The 22502-nt window shown below is 72.1% G+C and carries 21 protein-coding genes and 2 pseudogenes; 16 read left to right on the top strand and 7 right to left on the bottom strand.

What is annotated here, in order from left to right; all coding sequences use genetic code 11:
* The first annotated feature begins 534 nt into the window (after positions 1-534).
* Positions 535-1347 (top strand): PIG-L deacetylase family protein, encoded by an 813-nt coding sequence (locus tag ACI784_RS07455; RefSeq protein ID WP_457012990.1) that lies wholly within the window; start codon positions 535-537, stop codon positions 1345-1347.
* 485 nt (positions 1348-1832) lie between these two features.
* Here ACI784_RS07455 and ACI784_RS07450 read toward each other — a convergent pair whose 3' ends face one another.
* Together ACI784_RS07450 and ACI784_RS07445 are read right to left on the bottom strand one after the other, a co-directional pair.
* Positions 1833-2822, bottom strand: a complete 990-nt coding sequence (locus tag ACI784_RS07450; protein ID WP_457012989.1) for a glycosyltransferase family 2 protein — start codon at positions 2820-2822, stop codon at positions 1833-1835.
* The gene (locus ACI784_RS07445) at positions 2819-3991 is read right to left on the bottom strand and encodes a glycosyltransferase (RefSeq protein ID WP_457012988.1); all 1173 of its coding nucleotides are present in this window, start codon (positions 3989-3991) and stop codon (positions 2819-2821) included. The genes ACI784_RS07450 and ACI784_RS07445 overlap by 4 nt, the downstream gene beginning before the upstream one ends.
* Positions 3992-4433: 442 nt before the next feature.
* Here ACI784_RS07445 and ACI784_RS07440 point away from each other — a divergent pair, with 442 nt between their 5' ends.
* The 9 genes and pseudogenes from ACI784_RS07440 to ACI784_RS07400 all read left to right on the top strand — a co-directional run bounded on the left by ACI784_RS07440 (position 4434) and on the right by ACI784_RS07400 (position 11356).
* Positions 4434-4574: a hypothetical protein gene (locus ACI784_RS07440; RefSeq protein ID WP_457012987.1), complete on the top strand. Its 141-nt coding sequence runs from the start codon at positions 4434-4436 to the stop codon at positions 4572-4574.
* 4 nt (positions 4575-4578) lie between these two features.
* Positions 4579-4776 carry a sugar transferase gene (locus tag ACI784_RS07435; RefSeq protein WP_457012986.1) on the top strand — a complete coding sequence of 66 codons (198 nt, stop codon included), beginning with the start codon at positions 4579-4581 and terminating at the stop codon, positions 4774-4776.
* 827 nt (positions 4777-5603) lie between these two features.
* Positions 5604-6671 carry a hypothetical protein gene (locus ACI784_RS07430; protein ID WP_457012985.1) on the top strand — a complete coding sequence of 356 codons (1068 nt, stop codon included), beginning with the start codon at positions 5604-5606 and terminating at the stop codon, positions 6669-6671.
* Between the two features lie 103 nt (positions 6672-6774).
* Positions 6775-7109 (top strand): annotated as a pseudogene (locus ACI784_RS07425) (helix-turn-helix domain-containing protein); the annotation flags it as partial.
* Between the two features lie 153 nt (positions 7110-7262).
* The gene (gene rfbB, locus ACI784_RS07420; RefSeq protein WP_457012984.1) at positions 7263-8270 is read left to right on the top strand and encodes a dTDP-glucose 4,6-dehydratase; all 1008 of its coding nucleotides are present in this window, start codon (positions 7263-7265) and stop codon (positions 8268-8270) included.
* The gene (locus ACI784_RS07415) at positions 8267-9109 is read left to right on the top strand and encodes an SDR family oxidoreductase (protein WP_457012983.1); all 843 of its coding nucleotides are present in this window, start codon (positions 8267-8269) and stop codon (positions 9107-9109) included. Before rfbB ends, ACI784_RS07415 begins: the two co-directional genes overlap by 4 nt.
* A 169-nt stretch (positions 9110-9278) precedes the next feature.
* A pseudogene (locus ACI784_RS07410) lies at positions 9279-9347 on the top strand (hypothetical protein); the annotation flags it as partial.
* 34 nt (positions 9348-9381) lie between these two features.
* Positions 9382-9642, top strand: coding sequence for a hypothetical protein (locus ACI784_RS07405; protein ID WP_457013065.1), 261 nt, complete (start codon positions 9382-9384; stop codon positions 9640-9642).
* 214 nt (positions 9643-9856) lie between these two features.
* Positions 9857-11356, top strand: a complete 1500-nt coding sequence (locus tag ACI784_RS07400; RefSeq protein WP_457012982.1) for a sugar transferase — start codon at positions 9857-9859, stop codon at positions 11354-11356.
* A gap of 467 nt (positions 11357-11823) precedes the next feature.
* Here the strand turns inward: ACI784_RS07400 and ACI784_RS07395 are convergent, their stop codons facing one another.
* Positions 11824-12627 carry an LCP family protein gene (locus ACI784_RS07395; RefSeq protein ID WP_457013061.1) on the bottom strand — a complete coding sequence of 268 codons (804 nt, stop codon included), beginning with the start codon at positions 12625-12627 and terminating at the stop codon, positions 11824-11826.
* Positions 12628-12903: 276 nt separating this feature from the next.
* On the bottom strand, positions 12904-13149 hold the full coding sequence (locus ACI784_RS07390) for a hypothetical protein (protein WP_457012981.1): 246 nt from the start codon (positions 13147-13149) through the stop codon (positions 12904-12906).
* Between the two features lie 182 nt (positions 13150-13331).
* On the opposite strand from ACI784_RS07390, the gene ACI784_RS07385 reads away from it, so the two are divergent.
* On the top strand, positions 13332-13493 hold the full coding sequence (locus ACI784_RS07385) for a hypothetical protein (protein WP_457012980.1): 162 nt from the start codon (positions 13332-13334) through the stop codon (positions 13491-13493).
* A 7-nt stretch (positions 13494-13500) separates the two neighbouring features.
* On the opposite strand, the gene galE is transcribed toward ACI784_RS07385, so the two are convergent.
* Complete coding sequence (gene galE, locus ACI784_RS07380; protein WP_457012979.1) at positions 13501-14487, bottom strand: UDP-glucose 4-epimerase GalE; 987 nt, start codon at positions 14485-14487, stop codon at positions 13501-13503.
* Positions 14488-14569: 82 nt separating this feature from the next.
* Between galE and ACI784_RS07375 the strand changes: the two genes are divergently transcribed.
* The 5 genes from ACI784_RS07375 to ACI784_RS07355 all read left to right on the top strand — a co-directional run bounded on the left by ACI784_RS07375 (position 14570) and on the right by ACI784_RS07355 (position 19364).
* Complete coding sequence (locus ACI784_RS07375) at positions 14570-15106, top strand: NUDIX domain-containing protein (RefSeq protein WP_457012978.1); 537 nt, start codon at positions 14570-14572, stop codon at positions 15104-15106.
* 2 nt (positions 15107-15108) lie between these two features.
* Positions 15109-15879, top strand: coding sequence for a hypothetical protein (locus tag ACI784_RS07370; protein WP_456921252.1), 771 nt, complete (start codon positions 15109-15111; stop codon positions 15877-15879).
* Positions 15866-16666 carry a hypothetical protein gene (locus ACI784_RS07365; RefSeq protein WP_457012977.1) on the top strand — a complete coding sequence of 267 codons (801 nt, stop codon included), beginning with the start codon at positions 15866-15868 and terminating at the stop codon, positions 16664-16666. The genes ACI784_RS07370 and ACI784_RS07365 overlap by 14 nt, the downstream gene beginning before the upstream one ends.
* Positions 16667-16842: 176 nt before the next feature.
* On the top strand, positions 16843-17898 hold the full coding sequence (gene galT, locus ACI784_RS07360; protein WP_457012976.1) for a galactose-1-phosphate uridylyltransferase: 1056 nt from the start codon (positions 16843-16845) through the stop codon (positions 17896-17898).
* Entirely contained in the window at positions 17895-19364 is a 1470-nt protein-coding gene (locus ACI784_RS07355; protein WP_457012975.1) for a galactokinase, read from the top strand. Before galT ends, ACI784_RS07355 begins: the two co-directional genes overlap by 4 nt.
* 42 nt (positions 19365-19406) lie before the next feature.
* Here the strand turns inward: ACI784_RS07355 and ACI784_RS07350 are convergent, their stop codons facing one another.
* Positions 19407-21008 (bottom strand): sugar transferase, encoded by a 1602-nt coding sequence (locus ACI784_RS07350; protein WP_457012974.1) that lies wholly within the window; start codon positions 21006-21008, stop codon positions 19407-19409.
* Positions 21009-21336: 328 nt separating this feature from the next.
* Complete coding sequence (locus ACI784_RS07345; RefSeq protein WP_457012973.1) at positions 21337-21507, bottom strand: hypothetical protein; 171 nt, start codon at positions 21505-21507, stop codon at positions 21337-21339.
* Positions 21508-22502: the final 995 nt, after the last annotated feature.

The raw sequence follows: 22502 nt of genomic DNA, 5'->3' as shown, positions 1-22502 counted from the left end.
GATCCAGAGACTCCGCCTGGGAAGGCGATGCGCACTAACGAAGGCAGAGCATGGTCGTGCCGCGTGCAGAACGGCTGCGGATCAGAGCGCACCGGACCCCGGGTCGGTGAGCCGACCTGGTCGCCTCCTGCGGCGGGCCGCGGGTGCTTCTCGCGCAGCGGTCGTCCATGGGGTTCTCCGCAAGCTGCGCTGGCCGGTCAGTGAGGACCACGGGTTCGACCGCGGCACCCCGGTGGACCGCACCGTGAACGAGCAGTTCCTGGACCACTGGTCGGGGGACCTGCGTGGCCGGGTGAGGGAGACCTCGGACGACGACTTGTGGCGGCTCCCCCCTTCGGGGCTGCGCTCCCTGCTGGACCGTCACATGCCCCGGGAGGCGGGGGGCACCGTCGGGGGCCGGGGCTACGCCGTCGCTGCGGCCGGCTTCCTGCTGGGTCGGATGGGCGAGGATCTCGGGCCTCGCTCGTTCGCATCGGACGACTGGCGCTGCCCCGTCGTCTCGCTTGCCCACGTAGGGCGAACGGGGTCGGCTGCGTGAGGAGCACCCGCCACGAAGTTCGCGCGCTGAAGCCCGGGCGGCCCGCGCCTCTCGGCCGTCGGCTGGTGGTGGTCAGCCCCCACTGTGACGACGCAGTCCTCTCTCTCGGGGCCACCATCGCTGCGCACACCCGACGCGGCGGCACCGTCACCGTGGCCACCCCTCTGGCGGGAGACCCGTCCTCGTCGGCTGCCGCAGGTCCCTGGGACGCGGCGGCCGGTTTTGCCACCGAAGGCGCGGCGGCGATCGCTCGGCAGGCTGAGGACGTTGCAGCGTGCCGCCTCGTCGGTGCGCGTGCGTACCACCTGCCGGATGTGGACGAGCAGTACCCGCGGCGCCTGGACGATGCTCAGTTGTCGGTCGCCCTGACGCCGCTGCTTGAGGGCGCCGACGAGGTGCTGGTCCCCGGCTTCCCGCTCCGCCACGCCGACCACGCCGCGGTCACCGCCCTCGTCCTCAGGGCTCTACCACCCGACCGGGTCGTGCGCCTGTACGTGGAAGAGCCGTACGCGCTGCGCGAGCGCCTGGCCGACCAGCCGGCGGGTGACCAGTGGCCCCTGCTGTTGCAGTGGGGGCCGGTGCCGGGCAGCCGGCGCGGGGTCGTGCAAAAGCTGCGTGCCGCACAGTGCTACCGCAGTCAGTTGCCGCTGCTCTCGGACCCGAGCCTGCACCGGCGCCTGGGGGTGCGACCCGCCGTCCTGCTGCTCGAGCTCCTGCGGACCGCGGTGTCGCGCGGCGAGTGGGTCAGCGAGCCGGTGTCCGCCGGACGTCTGACCCCGGCGCCCGGGGGCAGTGAGCGGCCCTTTTGACCTGGCCCGAGGGGCGGGTTCGGGAGCCGGGCAGGCCTCGGCGGCACCAGCCCTCCGGTGCACAGCAGGACCGGGTATCCGGACCGACCGGCTTGGGGGTTCGTCTCGAGAGAAACGTGGCCGGACCCCGTGGAGGAGGGCCGTGGCGGCCAGCACGTTGCTCCGGACTTCGCGTCCCGGGCGCCCTGACCAACTCGGCGACCCCGGTGCCCGCCGCTACGGAGAGGACCTCGGCTTGGGTGTCCAGCCCGTCGAGGAACGTCGGGCGGTTGGGATTCGGCAGGTCAGAGGAGTCGTAGCTCCCTCGTAGGGCGACCGCGGAACCGCAGCTGCAGCCGGCGAGGAGGGCCGGGTCCCCTTACCTGCCGGTGAAGACCTTCCCAGCCGCCTGCTGCACGCAGCGCCGACGTCCAGGCCACGGGACGGCACGTGGGGGTCCGCACCGCACCGTTGCGCAGGACCGCCGCCAGGTGCCCGGGCGTCGCTCATGGTGCGACGGGCGCGCCGGGCCGGAACGCGGTCAGCCATGCTTCGGCCTCCTGGCGCCATGCCGGGCTCAGGGCACGTTCGTCCCGGCGGTCGCGGTAGCGCTGCAGTCCGGGCCAGACCAGCCCGGCAGCCGCGTTGCGGATTGCGTGGACGGCCGGCCGCCCCAACGGGACGAGCCGGAGCAGCGCCCTGGCTGCGGCCACTCGCCGGCCAGCCCGCAACTGCAGCGCGGACAGATACCACAGGAGGTTCTCGAGGCTGGGCTCGACGCCGCGGGTCGCGATCTCGGTGCGGTACTTCTGCCGGATGAGGTCCAAGTCCCGCAGGGCGCTCTCGACGTTGCTGGCCATGCTCCCGACATGGGTGTAGTAACCGACGAGCGGCCGTGGGACGAAAACAAGCGGTGAGCGCAGACCCAGCCGGATCCACATGTCCCAGTCGGCCAGGTTGGACATCCGCGTGTCGAAGCCCCCGACCTCGCGGACGACTTCCGTACTGGCCAGCACGCTCGATGCTCCGCCCGGGATGATGTTGTTCTTGAGCAGGACGTCGGCGACGTCGGTGGTCTGCGGTACCGGTTCACCGAAGAGGATCTGCAGGTCCTCGCCGTGTACGCGCACCGAGCCGGTGGTGGCCCACTTGGCCCGGCCGTGAGCCTCCAGGGCGTCCAGTTGGGCCCGTAGCTTGGTCGGCGCCCAGACGTCGTCGTCGTCCGAGAAGGCGATCCACGGCGCGGAGCAGGCCTCAATGCCGCTGTTGCGGGCAGCGGACACTCCTCGTGGCACCTCGTGCCGCACGAGCGTCACGCAGGGGTCACCGAGGCCCTGGACGTAATCAGCCGTGTCGTCCGCCGACCCGTCGTCGACGACGACGACCGTCAGCTCGACGTCCTGCTGGGCAAGGACTCCCCGCATTGTCCGCTCGAGCAGCGCCCGACGGTTGTGGGTGGGTACCACGACGCCCACCGCCGCCGGTCGGTGGCTCACGCTGCCACCGCGTCGTCGAGCAGTTCGATGAGCGCGGTGGCCCGGCGCTCCCAGCTGTGTTGCTCCGCAAACGCCCGCCGGGCCTCGACCAGCGCCGGGTCGTGCGCGTCAGCGACCGCACGGAGCGCGGCATCAGCGAAGGACTTCGGGTCCTCCACCTTCGCGATGAGGTCGGTGCCGAGCCAGCGGGTGGCAGGCAGGTCGGTGCTGACCACGGGCAGGCCGGCAGCTAGGTACTCCAGGGTCTTCAACGGGAAGCTGGCCCAGTTGAACGGCGTGTCCGCGTACGGCGTCAGACCGACGTCGATGGCCCCCAGGTAGCTGGGGAGTTCGGCGAACCTCTTCTGCCCGACCGCCTGAACGTTGGGCCGTCGAAGCAGGCGCCTCATCCGGTCCGGTGCGAACCGCCGGTCCACCGGGCCGAGGAGGAGCAACGACATGCTCGAGGCCGCTACCGCCTCGAGCATGTCCATGTTGGTGCGCGCGCTGATGTGCCCGACGACCCCTGCGATGGGCCCGGTCAGCCGGAGGTCGGTAGGTCGCGGAGCGCTGTCCGTGCGCGAGAACGCCTCCACGTCACACCCGTTGGTGAGGAGGACGGGGGAGCGACCTCCGCCCGACCACCTGTGGAGCAGGCACGGCGAGACGGCCACAACGTCCGTGGCCTTGGCCAGCTGACGCACCTCGGCACGCATCAGAGCCGACCGGCGCAGACCCATGAGCTCGGCGCCGGCGACGTAGTCGTCGGTGCCGTAGAAGACGCGGCGCGGTGCATCACACACGTCGAGCAGGTCCTCGAGTGTCGCGACGACCACTGCGGCGACCCGGACCCCGAGCGCCCGGACGGCCTGCTCGACCTGCCGACGGAGCAGAGACGTGGTCGTTCGGTCGACGAACCGGCGGGTGTGTCCCGGGAGGGCTCGGGGCGTCAGGCGGACCAGAGCGTCATCCACCTGCCGGAGCGTCGGCCCCCATCGGCGGTCGAGGAGTCCACCACGCCCGGGCAGGAGGGGCACCGGCGGGTCGACGTACAGCACGGGCGCATGCCGGGACAGCTGACGTGCCATGTGCACGTCCGTGCCCGCGATGCCCTCATAAGAGGTCCCCGCGCAGTACACGATCACCTCCTCATTCTGGCAAGACCGCCGCGGAACCGTGGCGGGTCTCACCAGTTCGGAGTGGGGGCGACCGCGCTCGACCTCCCCGTCCTCATGCATTGAGCCCCCGTTCACGTGGCTTCCGGTGGTGGGTGAGGTGAGCGGGAGGCTGGGTGCGCGATCCTGGAGCTTGCGGTTTGCCGGGCACTCCACCGCGAGGTGAGGAGCACCCCGATCGCGGTCGCCGCGAACGTCCGCACTCCTGTCACGCGCGGCAGCGCTCCGGCGGGCTGGACTTCGGGCTGGTCAGGACCCAGGACGCGACGTACGCCCGGCCCCGAGACATGCGGCCGACCTTAGGGTCGCGGGTGCGACCGAGCCACCGTGGACCGGCATCGCGTTGCGACGGGCCGGTTTCGTACTGCTCACGATCCCGTCCTCGGGTCCGGATCCCGCGGCTACAGGGGAGCTCGTCCGAGGTCGACTCCGTCGTCCTGCCGCTGTTGCTGTAGGTGTGACCAGCAAAGGGCCGGTCTTCTTCCGGCAGGTGCGCAACGAGCGGTGCGGTGAGCCCTTCACGATGCTGGAGTTCGGCAGAATGGTGCAGGGCGCCGACCGCATGGTGGAGGACCTCGCGGCGGTAGCCCAGGGGTAACGGCGTGCTGTTCAAAGATGCGCCGATCCACGGGTCGCCCGCGTGGGGAGTTCATCTGCCGCTATCGCTCGACGAGCTCCCGCAGCTCGTCGACGTCCTCCGTGGGGACGTGTGCCTGGTGGGCCCTCGCCCACCGTGGCGAAGGAGGTCGCGAGCTACGGCGACGACATACGGCGGCGGCCCCTGGTCCAGCCGGGGCTGACCGGTCTGTGGCAGGTCAGTGGGCGGTCGGACCTCTCGTGGGACGGACTCGGGCCGCATCGACGTTCTCTACGTCGAGAACTGGTCCCTGGGGTTCGTCTCATGCTCGTCGCCAAAACTGTGAGCACGGTGCTGTGGGGTTCGGGCGCCTACTGACGCCCGAACGCACGCCGGCTGGACGCGGTGACCCGACCGGGCGACAGGCCTCAAGCCCGAGCGAGGCCCGGTCGACTACCAGCACGGGAGGTCCGACAGGCCACCCGCGTCGGTCGGTGGGACGGAGTGGCAGTGGCTGGAGTCTTCGCTCAGTGGTCGTCGGTACGGAGTCTCACCGTCCTGGCGTCGGTGGTAGTGCTCGGCGGCGGCTGCGCCCATGGCCCCGCTCCCGTCGGTACGACCGGAACAGCTGCCGCGCCGCGTGCCGGTGACGTGCTGCCCTCCGCCCCCGGCAGTTCCGGTGTCCGGGACGGCTCGACATCGGTTCCCGTGCTCGTCGTTGTCGACGATGACGAAGGCCCTGGTGGCTCGCCTTCGGCGGCGGTGGGCGACCCGGGCCAAGCTCGACCTGCCGGGACCACGGTCGCCGGGATGCCGTTGCCTGCAGTGCCGATGCCCGCGTCATCCCCCTCGGGAGCGGCCACGCCTGCAGACGCCTCGACGGCGACAGTGTCCTCACCGGCCGGGAATGGCGCTGGTCGCCACGGTGTGGACGGGCTGCCGCTGGTTGCGTGGGAGGGCGGACCTGAGTACTACGCGCAGTTCCCCAGTGCGGTGGCAGAGGGTTGGACCGATCCGGCCCGCTTCCCGATCGGCGTCTGGTTGGAGTCCGTGACCGACCCCCGGGACGTCCAGCGCGACCTCGCGGCGGGGCTGAACACCTACGTGGTGCTGACGGACAACACGGACCTCGACCTCGTCCGTGGCAGCGGCATGTCCGCGATCACCTCGTTGACCCAGGACCCCCTGGGTGAGGGTGTCGGCACGTTCCTCGCCGACGAGGCGGACATGTGGGCGGGCGCGGGGGACGGCGCCTGGACCGGCAACTACCCCGGGCAGGGCGACATTTGCTCTCCGGCCACCACCTCCTGCGGCATGACGGTCATGAGCGAGATGGCCCGTCGCGCCGAGGGGAGGTCACCCGCCTACGCCAACTACGGCAAGGGGGTCATGTTCTGGGCCGGCGACGCGGACGCCGCCCGCTTCGTCAACGAGTGGCCACAACTGGCGGTGTCCAGTGACCTGTACTGGTACACAGACCCGCACATCTGCACCTCACCGTCCGAGGGCCCGTCCGTCGGGGCCGGCGGTGACGCTTGCCGCAGGGCTGCGAACTACGGCCTGGTTGTCGACCGGATGCGGTACCTGGACGGCCTGGACGGGCTGCGTCAGCCCATCTGGGCCTTCGTCGAGGTCGGACACCCGTTCATCGAGGACGACGCGCCGACGATCACCGGTCCCCAGGTCCAGGGGGCGGTCATGAACTCGGTCATCCACGAGGCCCGCGGCATCGTCTACTTCAATCACAGCTTCGGGGGTTCGTGCATCTCGCAGCACGTCCTCCGGGATTGCGATCCGGGGCTCCGAGCGAGCGTCGCCCAGGTCAATGCCCAACTGAGCCAGCTGGCGCCGGTCCTCAACACTCAGTCACGCAGTTGGAGCTTCAACCCGGCCCTCGACACGATGATGAAGATCGGTCCCGACGGCGCGGTGTACGTCTTCGCCATGCTGGGTCGGGACACCCCGCCCGGGACCTACCGACTCGACCTGCCCAGCGGCGTCCGCTCCGGAACGGCGGAGGTGCTCTTCGAGGACCGGTCCGTCCCCATGCGCGGACGGCAGATGGCGGACACGTTCGAGACGGAGCACTCGTACCACGTCTATCGGTTGAGCCCCTAGGTGTACCCGGCCAAGACGTTGGTGGCGCGCGGGCTGCTTGAACGAAGAACCTCGGCGGGCGGGGTGTGGCTTGTCGAAGGCCCTCATCCACCCAGAGGTCCTCGTGACCCACGCTGATGCCCGCACCACCGTTCATGGCCGGCTGCTGACCGTCGCGCGGCATCAGGCCGGCTGAACCCAGGCGCCCATCGCCGCGGCGATGGGGATCTCCCGCAAGCGCGTGTGCGGATCTGGCTCACCCGCGTCGCGGCCGAGGGCGAGGCAGGACTGGCCGACCGGTCCAGCCGCCCGCGCACCAGCCCCCGGCGCACCCCGGCTGCCGTCGAGGACCACGTCGTCGAGCTCCGCCGCCCGCAGCGTCGGGGCCCGGCCTTCATCGGCGCCGAGCCCGGCGCGCCAGCCCGCACCGTCTCCCTGGTGCTGACCCGCCGGGGGGCGGGCCCGGCTGGCATGTGCCTGGATGCGGCTGCGGGGCGACCTCAATCACATGGGATGAAGGCGCAGGATGCCTGCTCTGCCTTCATGGCTCCGATGGGTCGCTAGCACGGGATGCGGACCAGGCCCGTACGTGTCTCTGGCAATCTGTCTCCCGTGAGTGAGGTCCGTCGTCTGCTCGTAACCGGCGGTGCCGGCTTCATCGGCGCCAACTTCGTCCACCAGACCGTCAAGCGCTTCCCGCGGTACGCGGTGACCGTCCTCGATGCGCTGACCTACGCGGGCGATGAGGGTTCGCTGGCCGGCGTGAAGGACGCGATCAGCTTCGTACACGGCTCCATCACCGACGCCGCGCTCGTCGACGACCTGGTGCGCGACAGCGACGCCGTCGTCCACTTCGCCGCCGAGAGCCACAACGACAACTCCCTCGCCGACCCCGCGCCGTTCCTTCAGACCAACGTCGTCGGCACGTACACGCTGCTCGAGGCGGTGCGCCGGCACGGCGTCCGGTTCCACCACGTCTCCACCGACGAGGTCTACGGCGACCTCGAGCTCGACGACCCGGCGAAGTTCACCCCCGAGACGCCGTACAACCCGTCGAGCCCGTACTCCTCGACGAAGGCCGCCTCCGACCTGCTGGTGCGCGCGTGGGTGCGGTCCTACGGCGTGCGGGCGACGATCTCCAACTGCTCGAACAACTACGGTCCCTACCAGCACGTCGAGAAGTTCATCCCGCGGCAGATCACCAACGTGCTGGTCGGCCGCCGCCCGCGGCTCTACGGCGCCGGCCACAACGTGCGGGATTGGATCCACGTCGACGACCACAACGCCGCGGTCCACAACGTCCTCGAGCGCGGCCGGATCGGCCACACCTACCTCATCGGGGCCGACGGCGAGGTGGACAACCGCACCGTCCTCGCCACGATCCTCGAGCTGATGGGGCAGCCGGCCGACGCCTTCGACTCGGTGACCGACCGGGCCGGACACGACCTGCGCTACGCCATAGACGCCACGAAACTGCGGGAGGAGCTGGGCTGGCGGCCCCGCTACACCGACTTCCGCGACGGCCTGGCCGCGACCATCCAGTGGTACCGGGACAACGAGAACTGGTGGGGTCCGCAGAAGGAACGCGTGGAGGCCGCCTACGCCGCCCGTGGTCAGTGACGACGGTCGTCCTCGGCGCCGGCGGGCAGGTCGGCCGCGCGCTGACCCGCCGGTTCCCCGGCGCGGTCGCCTTGACACGGGCCGACCTCGACGTCGGTGACCCGGCCGCGGTCGCCGCGCACGACTGGGGCGGCGCCGACGTGGTCGTCAACGCCGCCGCCTGGACGGCCGTCGACGCCGCGGAGGACCCCGCGAACCTCGCCGCGGTGCGGGCGGTCAACGTCGATGGCGTCGGCGCCCTGGCCGACGCCGCGCGGGCGCACGGATTCCTGCTCGTGCACTTCTCCACCGAGTACGTCTTCGACGGCGGGCACCCGGGGCCGATCCCGGAGGACGCCCCCGTGCACCCGCTGAGCGTCTACGGGCGGAGCAAGGCCGACGGCGACCGGCTGGTCACCGCACTCGACCGGCACCTGCTGCTGCGCACCACCTGGGTGGTGGGGGAGGGCCGCAACTTCGTGCGGACGATGGCCGGCCTCGCCGACCGCGGCGTCCGCCCGTCCGTCGTCGCCGACCAGGTCGGCCGACCCACGCTCGCCGACGACCTCGCCGCCGCCGTCGCGCACCTCATCGAGCACGGGTCCCCGGGCACCTACAACGCCACCTGCGGCGGGCAGCCGGCGTCCTGGGCCGACGTCGCGGAGGTCGTCTTCGCCGCCCGCGGCCGCGACCCGCACGACGTGCGGCGGGTCAGCACCGCCGAGTACACGGTCGACAAGCCCGGCCTCGCGCCGCGGCCGCTCAACAGCGTGCTGGACCTGACCCGGCTGGAGGCGACCGGCTGCAAGCCGCGCAACTGGCGCACCGCCGTCGAGGGCTACCTCGCGACGCTGGGTTGAGCACCGCCGCGAGCACCTGGCGGGCGCACTCGTCGACGTCGCGCCCGACGGTCCCCACGGTGACCTCGGCGTCGGTGGGCGTCTCGCAGGGGTCGCTGATCCCGGTGAAGGCGGGGTCTCACCGCACCGCGTCCGGGCGTAGTGGCCCTTGCGGGCGCGCGCCTCGCAGGTGGCCAGCGAGGTGGCCACGTGCACGAGCACGAAGCTCCGCGGGCCCGCCTGCGCCAAGGCCAGCCTCGGCTTCGGCGGCGGCTGCCTGACCAAGGACATCCGTGCGTTCCTGGCCCGCGCCGGCGGCGATCAAGGGCGGCCGCGAGTCGCTGGACCTGGACTACACGAGCACCCCGGAGCAGGCCGCCGCCGACTTCGTCCTGGTGCTCACTGCGTGGCGCCAGTACCGCGAGCTCGACCCGTCGCCTTCGCGGAGGTCGTCGCGAGCAAGCGGGTCCTCGACGGTCGCAAACGCCCTCGACCGCGAGGCCTGGACCGCCGCTGGCTGGGCCTACCGCGCCCTCGGTAGCCGCTTCGGCTGAGCGCGCCCAGTGCGGCAGTGCAACTGCTGCCGTGACGGGCTGTGGCGGGGATCTCCCATTCGGGACTTCACGACAATGGGACGGACCAGTACTGTCCCTCTGTCGGTTGAACGTTGAACCGCCGCGCCGACGCTCAGTCATCGTGAATCTCGACTTGTCGATCGCCGGCTCGATCGGGTTTCCGCACGGGGGTACGGGAATTACCACGCTCGACATGCCTGAGGGGGCGCTGCTGCGCTCCCCGGGCTCACACGTCCAGTACGGAAACACCCCGGCGGCCGGCGAGACGCCACGGGCTGATGCGGAGTCCCGCCGCGCCTGGCGCAGGGCCTACGTGCGGCGCATCGCGGTCGGGGACGTGTTGTCCGCCGCCGTGGCAGGGGTCGCCGGCTACCTCGTCCGCTTCGGGGCGGATCCCGCAGTGGCCTGGCTACCGCTGTGGTCGGTGGTTCTGTTCCCGGCGGCCTGGCTCGTCGTCATGCACGCGGCCCGCAGTCACGAGCAGCGGTTCCTGTGGGCCGGCCCCGAGGAGTTCCGGCGAGTGTTGCTCGCCGCCGTCGTACTGCTGGCCGGCGTGGGCACCGTGTCCTGGGCGTTGAAGCTCGAGGTCGCCCGCGGACTCGTCATCCTCGCGCTGCCTCTTGCCGCTGGGCTCACGCTGCTGCAGCGCTACGCCCAGCGGCGGTTGCTGCACCGCGCCCGGGGTCGTGGTCGGCACCTGCAGCGGGTCGTGCTAGCCGGACACCGCGCTGCGGTCGCTGCGCTGCACGAGCAGATGGCCCGCGACGCACACCACGGCTACCAGGTCATCGGCTGCTGCCTGCCGACCGGCACGCCCGGTACGGGAGAGGCCATCTTCGACGGCCTGCCAGTGCTCGGGAGCCTGGACCAGGTCGCCGGGGTGGCCGCCTGTCAGCGGGTGGACACCGTGGCGGTCCTGCCGTGTCCCGAGCTGGACGGCGCCGCGCTGCGCAGGCTGGGTTGGGAGCTGGAGAGCACCACGGCTGAGCTGCTGCTGGCCCCCGCGCTCACCGAGATCGCCGGCCCCCGCGTGTGCATCCGGCCCGTCTCCGGGTTGCCGCTGCTGCACCTGGAGCGGCCCGAACTGGGTGGTGCACGCCGGCTGACCAAGGAGGCGTTCGACCGCTCCGCCGCGGTGCTGGGGCTGCTCTCCCTGCTACCTGTGTTCCTCACGCTGGCGGTGGCGGTCAAGGCATCCAGCCGCGGACCGATCTTCTTCCGTCAGGAGCGGGTCGGCCGCGACGGACGTACCTTCCCGATGCTGAAGTTCCGCAGCATGGTGGTCGACGCCGACCGCATGGTCGATGCGCTGGTCGCCGACAGCGACGGCAACGGCGTCCTGTTCAAGAAGAAGAACGACCCGCGCGTCACGCCGGTTGGCCGGGTCATACGGCGCTACTCACTCGACGAGCTGCCTCAGCTGATCAACGTCCTCCGCGGGGAGATGTCGCTGGTCGGTCCGCGCCCGCCGCTGCAGAGCGAGGTCGAGAGATACGGCCTCGACATGCACCGTCGATTCCTGGTCAAGCCCGGGCTCACCGGTTTGTGGCAGGTCAGCGGCCGCTCCGACCTCTCTTGGGACGACTCGGTGCGCATCGACGTCCGCTATGTGGAGAACTGGTCGCTGGCCTTCGACTTCATGATCCTCTGGAAGACCGTCGGGGCAGTACTGCGCGGCTCCGGGGCGTACTGACGGCAAACCCTGCTGACGCGCGCATCGGCAGCCGGACTCAGGGTTCACCGCGCTCCTGGTCTGCACCGGCAACATCTGCCGGTCGGCGCTGGTCGAGCGGCTCGGGCGTGCCACCCTCGACCAGGTACTCATCCCAGACGCCGCCCCCCGTATGTGAACTCGGGCACCCGGCCCGTGGCCGGCTCTGCCATGCACTCCGACAGCGCCCTTCGTCCTGAAGAGGCTTGGCGGCGAGGCCGGCGACTTCACCACCCGTCAGCCGGCCGACCCACATGGTGATGGACGAGGACCTCGCCTCACCATGATGCGGGGTCACAGGAAGGCGTTCTCGAGCGCGCGCCGCGCGCTCTGTTTCGCGCGCCCATTGTTCCGAAAGCTGCTGGCCCGCTGGATCACGTGGACAAGGACATGGGAAGGGGTTCGCGGACCGCGCCGGTGTGCTCGTCAGCGGGCTCGCCGCGGTGCGGTCACGCAGGCGGAGCAGCAGTGACGCCGACGTCCTCGACCCATCGACCGGTTGCTCGAGGTGCACCAGGAGGGATCATGACCCAGACGTCGGGCAGGGCCTCGCCGCTGAACTCGTCGGCATTCTGGGTGAGTGAGTCGTTGCCCAGGTAGGCCCACATCCGGTCGCAGGCGACGCCGTCGAGGCAGACCACGCTGGCCGAGCCTTCCGTGCCGGTGCCGGTGCCGAGCGCGGGCGCGGTGAAGAACTCCACGTCGTCCGGGTGCAGCCCGCGCAGCGAGTGGGCCAGCGACAGCATGTCGCCGTTGCCCAGCTCGTCGTCCACCGCGACCGCGGAGGTCACGGCGAGCAGGCGGCATCCAGGCGGCCGGGGTCGGTGAAGGTGTCGGAGCCGAACAGCTGGACGAACAGCGACCGCAGGTACTGCTGCTGGTGCCTCACCCGGTCGAAGTCGCCGCCGGCGAGGCTGTAGCGCTGACCCAGGTACCAGCGCCTGGTCGCCGTCGAGGTGGTTCACGCCGGCGGGGAAGGTGTACGGCCCGTTGCTCGTCGTCTCCGCGACGACGACGTCCACCCCGCCCAGGTCGTCGGTGACCTGGATGGGACCCCGGAAGTCGATGGCCACGTAGTGGTCGATCCGGACGGCGGTGAGCTGTTCGACGGTCTGGATGAGCAGCGACGGCCCACCGAACGCGTAGGCGGCGTTGATCTTGTCTTGCCGTACCCGGGGACGTCCAACCCACGAGTCCCGCGGGATCGAGATCAGCTGCGCGTGCTGCCGGTCGCCTGCAAAGCGGGCCAGCATGATCACGCCCGAGTGGCTGCCCGCGGCGACGCCCTCGTCGGCGGTCGCCCGGGTGTCGGAGCCGAGCAGAGGGACGTCACCGGCTCCTCCCCGGCCTGTTCCACCGGCGTCGCCGGCGCGGGGCGCGACTGCTCGTCGAGGTCGGCGAGGACGTCGGAGACCCGGTCGATGTTGCGTACCGATCGGTGAGGTACCAGAGGTACCGCCGACGAGCAGGGTGAGCACCAGGCCGAGGACGCCGAGGCTGACCAGCACCCGCCGCAGCGTGCGACGCCGTCAGGTCGTCTCGTTCTCCCACGGCGACGGCGAGCGGTCGACCGGCGAGAGGCAGCCGGAGACGGCGCGGGACGCCGACGGCCGGCGCGAGACCTTGGCGGAGCGGCGGGAGGCCCGTGGGGGGCGGAGGACGACGGCGGCCGGGACCTCGTGGTGCTCGGCGGCGTGGATGGACCGGCCGATGACGACGGCGCCCGCGACGGCGAGGAGCAGCCACCCGATCCCGATGACCACCATCCAGTGCATGTGCCCCCCAGACCGCCTCGACTCGGCGCTGCGGGGAACCGCGCCCCGCGGCGCTGAGTCAACCGGAGAAGTGGTCGCTTGTCCGCCCCCAAACGTCGGGGAGGCGCGACGGGCTGTGACGTGCGTGACGGACGAGTGCACCACCATTCCGCCGGGTCGCGATCCCGGGCAGACTGCGCACCGTGATCGCGCTGCTCCGGGTTCTCGCCCGCCGCCCGCGGACGGGGCACCGGGAGGTCACCTGGCCGTGTCATCGGCACCGCTTCTCCTGGGCCGGCGACGACGCCTTCAGCAGCTCGAGCCTCTACGCCTGTCGCTGCGGGGTCGTCCGCCCGGGGCTCTGAGGCGAGCTCAGGAGGCCTCCGGCAACCCCGGCGCGCCCTGCTCGGCGGCCCACGCGCTGCGCACCGTGTCAAGCAGGTCTCGCTTCGCGGTCCAGCCGAGCTCGGCGGCGATCCGGTCGACGCGGCCGACGATGTGCCCCGGGTCGCCCGGCCTTCGCGCCACGACCTCGTATGGCACCGAGCGGTCGATCACGGTCGAGATCGTCTCCAGCACCTCGAGGACGCTGCTGCCCACGCCGCGGCCGACGTTGTACGTCGCGATCCGCGGCCGCTCCTCCAGCGCCGCGGCGGCGGCCACGTGGGCCTCAGCGAGGTCCACGACGTCGATGTAGTCCCGGATGCAGGTGCCGTCCGGCGTGGGGTAGTCGCCGCCGAAGACCCTGGCCGGCGTGCCGCGGTGCAGCGCCTGGAAGACCAGCGGCACGAGGTTGTAGGTGCCGGTGTCCTGCAGCTCCGGGGCGGCGGCGCCCACCACGTTGAAGTAGCGCAGGTTCACCACGCCCATCCCGTACGCTGCCCCAGCCGCGGCCAGCACGCGCTCGCCGTAGAGCTTGGACTCCCCGTACGGGCTCTCCGGCCGCGTGGCGGCGTCCTCGTCGACGACGTCGACCGACGGTGTCCCGTACACCGAGCAGCTGGAGGAGAACACCACCCGCGACAACCCGGTCTGGCGCATCGCCTCCAGCAGGCTGACCACCCCGCCGGCGTTCACCCGGGCGTACAGCAGGGGATCACCCACCGACTCCGTCGGAGATTTCTTGCCAGCCATGTGGACCACCCCGGCGGGCGAGGTCCGGCGGATGACGTCGGCGAGGAAGCCCGTGTCGAGCACCGACCCCTCGGCGAACTCCACGCCGTCGGGCACGCGGCAGGTCAGACCGGTGGAGAGGTCGTCGACGACCACGGCGTCCCGGCCCGAGGCCAGCAGTGCGCGGACGACGTGTGCACCGATGTACCCGGCGCCGCCGGTGACCAGCCAGGTCGTTCCCGTCATGGCCGGAGGCTATCCGCCCCGCCGACACCATGACGGAGCGTCGACGGGGGACCACGGAGCGGCGGCCCTAGAGTCCGTCAGGGTGTACGAACGCTCCTCCGACCGGGTGGTCTGCGAACGGTTCAACTTCGACGTCGTCGACTCGACCGTCACCAGGTCGGACGGCGCCACGTTCGGCCGCTCCTGGGCCCGGCACGAGCCGACCGTGGCGACCGTCGCCGTCACCTCCGACCGCCGGGTCCCGCTGATCCGCCAGTACCGCGCGGCCATCGACGCCGACAACCTCGAACTCCCCGGCGGGCGCATCGACGCCACCGACGCCGAGCCGTCGTCCGCCGCGGTCCGGGAGCTGGAGCAGGAGGTGGGCGTGCGCGCGGCCGCCGTCACGCCCCTCGGCAGCTTCCTCAACTCACCCGGCCACTGCAGTCAGCGGACGCTGTTGTTCCTCGCCGAGGACCTGACGGACACCGCCCGCGACCTCGACGCGGAGGAGGAGTCGACGTCGCAGGTGCAGTACGTCGACCTCGCCGACGTCGACGGCCTCATCGCCCGGGGCGACGTGCAGGACGCCAAGTCGATCATCGGGCTGCTGCTGGCCGCCCGGCGGCTGGGGGGCTGAGCGTGGCCTTCGTCGACGACGTCGCCGCCAACCTCGTCAGCGGCATGGTCGCCGGTGGGCTCTCCAGCGCGGCCACGGTCAGCTACCTGAGGGCCAGGGAGTGGCTGCCGGCCCGCCGGCTCTGGCGGCTGAGGGACCCGAAGCACCTCACCGTCATCGTCTCCACCAGCGAGACCCCGCGGCACATCACCGGAAAGGTCCGCCTCGGCACGGGGGTGGGTCAGCTGCGCGGGGTCGCGCTGCTCGCGCCGTCCCTGATCCGCGCCTACGGCTCGGCCCTCGCCCCCGACATGGTCGTGCTCTCTGCCAACGCCGGCCCCGAGGAGGAGGAGGGCGACGTGATCCTGCTCGGCGGCCCCCGCACGAACGCGGTCGCCGCGAAGGTCTGCGAGGTCCAGGGTCTGCCGGTGTACATGTGCGACGCCCCGCGAGCCGACGGCAGCGGCCCGGTGGACAGCCGCATCCACTGGGCGCCGCCCGGCCAGGAGCCGGTGGTGCTCGACACGGCCGACGAGGGGGACTGGGCCTACGGGATGGTGTTACGGCACCGGAACGTCCTCGTCGACACCTCTCCCGGGCGGATGTGGATGATCGCCGGTACCTCCACCTACGGCACGCAGGCGGCCGCCGAGTGGCTGGTGGCCAACACCAAGGTGCTCGCCAAGGCGAAGGACACCGCGGCCTACGTCGTCCGGGCCCGGCTGATCGGCACCCCCGCGCGCGGCATCCGCACGCCCCAGGTGCACCTTGCGGTCGACTATGCCGACCGCTGAGGTCGTCGCCACGCGCGGCAAGTACGACGACCCGGCGCGCAACGAGGACGCCGTCGTCGTCACCGAGCACTTCTTCGCGGTCGTCGACGGCGCGACCGCCAAGCACCCGGTCGCCGGTGGCGAGTCGCCCGGACGGCGGGCGTCGCAGGCGGTCGCGGCGGCCATCCGCGGGCTGCCACCGACCGTCGGCGCGCGCGAGGCGGTCGACGTCCTCACCCGGGCGCTGGCCGCCCTCGGGACGTCGTCCGACGTCGCCGAGCTGCCCTCTGCGAGCGTGCAGCTGCTGTCGGTGCACCGCGACGAGATCTGGGCCGTCGGCGACGGCTGGGCCTCCTGCGACGGGGAGGCCACCCGCTTCGGCCACGAGGTGGAGCGCCGGGGTGCCCGCGCCCGGGCCGCCCTCCTGCGCACGCAGCTGGAACGGACCGGCCTCGCCGAGCTCCTCGAGCACGACCCCGGGCGGGCCATGATCCTGCCCCTGCTCGCCAGCGAGCACCTGCTCACCAACCTCGACCGGGACGACCCCCTCGTCTTCGGCCGGCTCGACGGCCGCCCCGTGCCCGACCGGCTGCTGCGCGTCATCTCCCTGCCTGCGGACTGGCGCCGGGTGGTGCTGGCCAGCGACGGTTACCCCGCTCTCGGCGGCACCTTCGAGGAGTCCGAGCAGCTGCTCGCCCAGCGGCTGCGCGAGGACCCGCTCATGATCGCCGACCCGCCCGCCACCAAGGGCGTGGGCCCAGGGCAGATCAGCTTCGACGACCGCACCTGGCTGGAGGTGGTGCGGTAGCCGTTCCCTGGCGGGGCGACGACGACGCGCGGTCGACGGCGACTTCCGCCATGATCGACTGGCCGCCGGGCCGTCGCACGGCGGGGAGGAGCGCCGGGTCGCGGGACGTGGGAAGCGGTGAGTGCGAACGTGACGAGCACGTCGAGGGGCCCGGCGCGCCCGCGAGAGCGGTCCGTGTGAGCCCGTCGACGCGGCGGCCGGTCTGGGAGCAGCGCTGGCACCCCCTCCGGGAAGAGTGGGTGATCGTCGCCGCGCACCGCCAGGGCCGCCCCTGGCAGGGGCAGACCACCGCGGCCCAGCACGACCGCGTCCCCGAGTACGTCGCCGACTGCTACCTCTGCCCGCGCAACACCCGCGTCTCCGGGGCGACCAACCCCGACTACCGGGGCGTGCACGTCTTCGACAACGACCACCCGGCCATCGGCCCGGACGCGCCCACCGACCTCGAGGTGCCGTCGCCGCCCTACCGCGTCCAGCCGGCGACCGGCGTCGCGCGGGTCATCTGTTACGACCCGCGTCACGACCTCACCCTCGCCCGGATGCGGTTGCCCGCGGTCGCCGCCGTCGTCGACGCGTGGCGGCGGGAGACCTGCGACCTCGGTGCCCGGCCCGGCGTGCGGCAGGTGCTCGTGTTCGAGAACCGGGGCGAGGCCGTCGGCGTCTCCAACCCGCACCCGCACGGGCAGGTGTACGCCACCAACTTCACCTGGAAGACCTTCGACGGCGAGCTCGAGGCGCAGCGGCGGTACGCCCGCGAGACCGGCCGCGGCCTGTTCGCCGACGTCATCGCAGCCGAGCAGGCCGACGGACGCCGGGTGCTGTGGGAGGACGAGCACGCCATCTCGTTCGTGCCGTACTTCGCGCGCTACGCCTACGAGGTCTACGTGGCGCCCAAGCGCAGTGTCCCGCACGTCTCCGCGCTCACCGACGACGAGGCCGAGTCCCTGGCCCGCGCCCTGAAGGACCTCACCGTCCGCTTCGACAACCTCTGGCGCCGGCCCTTCCCGTACGTCATGCCGCTGCACCAGGCCCCGACCGACGGCGGGGACCACCGCGACCACCACTTCCACGTCGGCTTCCTCCCGCCGCTGCGGCAGCCGAACCTGCTGAAGTTCCTCGGCGGGCCGGAGAGCGGCGGTGGCAACTTCCTGAGCGACACGGCACCGGAGGAGAAGGCGGCGGAGCTCCGCGCGCAGCCGACCGTGCACTACCTCGATGCGGAGGACACATGAGCGGAACGCACCCCGGCGGCACGCGTCCGGACGTCGCCGACGTCCACGGCACCGACCTCGAGCGCTGCGCCGCCGCGGTCGCCGCGAGCGGGGAGTTCTTCGTCCCTTCCCGGCCGGTCCACGTGGCGCGCGCGCCGGGGCGGCTCGACGTCATGGGCGGCATCGCCGACTACTCGGGTGCGATGGTCCTGGAGCTGCCTCTCGCGGCCGCCACGCTCGTCGCCGTCCAGGAGGCCGACGACGCCGCCATCACCGTGCGCAGCCCTGCGGCACCGGAGTTCGGGGCCGATGCGGAGGTGCGCGTGCCTCTGGACGTGCTCGCGCCCGATGGTGTGGTTCCCGACTACGACGTGGCCCGCGCGCTGCTCGCCGGGTCTGAGCGCACGCGCTGGGGCGCCTACGTCATCGGCACCCTCGTCGTCCTGGGGCGGGAGAAGGGGGTGCCCCTCGATCGCGGGCTGCGGCTGCTCGTGGACTCCAGCGTCCCCACGGGCAAGGGCGTCAGCTCGTCGGCGGCGCTCGAGGTGGCCACGATGCGCGCCGTCGTCGACGCGCTCGGCGTGGACCTGGAGGGCCGCGAGCTCGCCCTGCTGTGCCAGCGGGTCGAGAACCTGGTCGTCGGCGCCCCGTGCGGCGTCATGGACCAGATGACCGCCGCCTGCGGCCGCGAGGACGAGCTGCTCGCCCTGCTCTGCCAGCCGGCGGAGCTGCAGGACCACGCGCCGCTGCCGGCCGGCATCGAGGTGTGGGGCATCGACTCCGGCATACGCCACGAGGTGGGCGGATCCGACTACGGCGCGGTCCGCGTGGGCGCCTTCATGGGCTACCGGGTCGTCGCCGACCTCATGGGCCTGGACGTCCGGGAGGTGGCCGACGGGCGGGTCGCCGTCGACGACCCCCTCTGGCACGGGTACCTCGCCAACGTGCCGCCGTCCCTGTGGGAGTCCGAGCTGCGCGACCGGGTCCCGGAGAAGATGGACGGCGCCACCTTCCTCGCGCGGTACGGCGGCACCACGGACGACGTCACGCGGGTCGACCCGAGCGCCAGCTACGCGGTCCGCCAACCGACGGCACACCCGATCCACGAGCACGCGCGGGTGCGGCTGTTCCGGGCGCTGCTCGGCGCCCAGCACCTGACCGAGGAGGTGCGCGCGCTGCTCGGCGAGCTCATGTACCAGTCGCACGCGAGCTACTCCGCCTGCGGCCTCGGGTCCAGCGGCACCGACCGGCTGGTGGAGCTGGTCCGGTCCGTGGGGCCGGACGGCGGCCTGTACGGCGCGAAGATCACCGGAGGCGGCAGCGGCGGCGTGGTGGCCGTGCTGGTCCGCGCCGGCGCGCGGGACGCCGTGGAGGACGTCGCCCGGAGGTACGCGGCGGAGACCGGGCGGGCGGCCCGGGTGCTCGGCGGGTCGTCGTCCGGGGCGATGGCGTTCGGCGCGATCCGGATCGACGCCCGGGGCTCCTGACCCGGCCGCCGGCACAGGCTCCTCTCTGTCCGTTCCCGATCGTCAGTAGGCGCCCGAGCACCTCAGGACGGCACGGACGGTGCGCAGGAGGATGGCCAGGTCGAGCCCGAGCGACCAGTTCTCGACGTAGCGGACGTCCAGCTCGACGGCCTCGTCCCAGCTGAGGTCCGACCGGCCGCTGACCTGCCAGAGGCCTGTGATCCCCGGCTTCACCAACAACCTGCGGTGCATGTCCGGCCCGTACTGCTCGACCTCCTTGTCCACGTGCGGTCGGGGCCCGACGAAGGACATGTCGCCCTTCAGGACGTTGATCAGCTGCGGGAGTTCGTCGAGGGAGTACTTGCGGAGGAACCGGCCCACCTTGGTGATCCGCGGATCGCGGCGCAGCTTGAACTGGACCGCGTTCCCCTCGTTCTTCTCCCGTAGGGCGTCGAAGTCCCGGTCGGCGCCGGCGACCATGCTGCGGAACTTCAACAGGTCGAAGTGATGGCCACGCTTGCCCACGCGGCGGTGCCGGTACAGGGCCGGTCCGGGGCTGGTCAGCCGAACCGCCACTGCGATCGCCACCATGACGGGGGAACCCAGGACCAACAAGACCGCCGCGCCGACCCGGTCCAGCAGGCCCTTCAGCAGTCGCCGGTGCCCCCGGAACTCGGGCTCACGGATCTGGATGAGCGGCACGCTCGTCGTCGGGCGGATCTGCAGCCGGTGGGGCGCGACCTCCACGAGCCCCGGGCTGACGATCACGTCGATGTTCGTGCCCTCGAGTCGCCAGGACAGTTCGCGCAGGTACTGAGCAGCGGTCTCGCTCGCCGAGGCGACGACGACTGCGTCGGCGCCCACCTCGTCCACGACCCGGACGACCTCGTCGAGGTGTCCGAGCACCGTGATGCCGCGCACCTCCAGGTTCCTGCGCTCGGTGGTTCGGGGCACGCACGCGCCCACCACCCGCAGACCGGCCGTGGGATCCCGTCGCAACCGCCGGGCGAGGTCGAGGACGGCCACGTCGCGACCGACCACGACGACCTGTTTGGTCATGAGCCCGCGCCGCCGGGCCGCGTGGAGGTGCCACCGGCTGAGCAGTCGGTTCACGAGCGTCAGCACGGTCGCCAAGGGCACACCGATGAGGAGGAGACCGTTCAACGAGCCCAGAGCCGGGACCTGAGCGGCATAGCCCGCCACTGCGATGGCGATGACGCTCGCAGTGCCCACGCGCTTGTACTCGGCGGCGCCGGTTCCGTGCCGCCTCTCGGCGTATGTCCCCAGCACCAGCAGGAGCACGGGCCACGCGAGTGCTCCTGCCGTGACCAGAGCGACTCCCCGGTCCCAGACAGGGCCGGTGAGGGCGACTGCGACGCAGGCGGCAGCAACAGCAGCGACGACATCACCCGCGACCAGGGCAGCGGTGTAGGTCACCAGCCACTCCGGGGGCCGCCGTCGACGAGCGCGGTAGGGGTCGTACACCGGACGTGCCGGTACGGGGAAGGGATACGTCCCCGTTCCTGGGGTTCTCGCCAACGGCGGAACCGGGCGTAGTTGGCTCAGAGGGCGCACCTCGGGCTCGATCACGGGTACGTCGGGGGACGGGCAGTCGACGCCCGTGATGAGGACGCCGTCCAGCCGTTCCCTGAAGGCGTCGCTCATCTCGTCTCTCCCCCCTCCGTACAGAGTGCGGCGCGGTCGCGACCGCACGTGGGAGTCGGCGGGTGTGCAGCTGGCTGCTCGGGCCGGCTCTGGCCGCCTGGTACGTACTCCCGGGAGCAGGTGGTGGGGACGTGTGCGAGGTGCGTGCGTGTGTCGTGTCTCATCGGGCCTTGTCCTCGGCCTGTGTCCGCAGCTCTTCCTCGAGTGCGGGGTGATCAACGGGTGGTGGGTGAGTGGTTCCCGAGGCGGGCGCCGGACGGAGCCGTGAGCCCTGTGTGGTGCGGACGGTCGCGGGTGCGAGTAAGGCACCCGACAGCACCAGCGGGGCTCAGCCGGGGTGGCTACCGGGATCGTCCGCGCACCCGAGAACCCGGCTGGCGGTGCCGAAGGCGACACGGGCAGCGGCCTGGGCCAGGGTGGTGGCGAGGTCGGCGTCGATGATCGCGAGGTCGTCGTCCGTCTGGTTGTTGTGTCCGCCCCCGCCCGTGGTGCTGCTCACGGCCGCGTTCCCAGCAGGCGTCACCGGGGCGGGCGGAGGAGCGAGGGGTGGATGCGAGATCGGGGCCACCGGTGCGATCGGCGGGACGTCGCTGACAGAACCGGTCCCTGCGCCGCCCGCGCTGCCAGAGGTCCCTCGCACCCTGGTGGTGGTGCCGGTCGACCGAGCCGCGGCGTCCGCCTCGACGTGCTCCGTGGCGCACGGGCAGAGGACGGTAGGGGTGAGGAGCGGCACGGTCTGCGGACCCGTCGCCCTCGGCGTCGTCGTGGTGGCCGACACCGCGGATCCGATCCGGGTCGACGTGGTCGTCGCGTCCGGAGGGCGAGTGGTCTGCGACGGGCTGGTCGGCATGGCGCCGTCCTCGGGATCCGATTCCCCCCGGTCCTGAGCCGGCGGCGACTGGTCGGAGGGCGCAGGCGCGGAGGGCGTCGAGGTCTCGTTCGAGGCCCCCGAAGCCGGTCGAGGGTCAGCCGGTTCGGAACCCTGTCCGGCGGGTCCGGTGTCAGCAGGTTTGGGCGCACCGAGGTGGTCGGAACCCGTTCTCTCGTTGTCGCTCCTGAGGACGTCGTCCGACGAGGTGCTCGGCTCGTCGCCGGAAGCGGGAGACCTCACGGCGGTGGACCGGTCGCGCTCGACGTCAGCGCGTTCATCGCTGGTGGGTGCCGCCCGCACGAGGTCCTCGTCCTCGGGGTTCCGCACCTCCGGCTCGGACGGGCGGGCCGGCGCGGGCGCGGAGTCGCTGTCCCGCCCGGGCGCTGTCGCCGGGTTGTCGGGAACAGGCCGCGGCGTGGACGCCGGCGGGTCGGGGACGGGTGGCGTGACAGTTGGCTCGTTCTCCGAACCGGTTCCGGTGGAGGGGCTGTCGGGAGCCGCCGAGGGCCCGGGCAGTTCGGGCTTGGGCTGGATGACGATCGGGTCGTCCTCCGTGCCGGTTCCGCGCGGTGGGGTGTCGGGCGTCGCCGGCAGTTCGGGAGGAGGCGGCGTGACGGCAGGCT

The sequence above is a fragment of the Geodermatophilus sp. SYSU D01186 genome, assembly GCF_054050215.1.
This window is presented reverse-complemented; position numbering and strand designations above follow the sequence as displayed.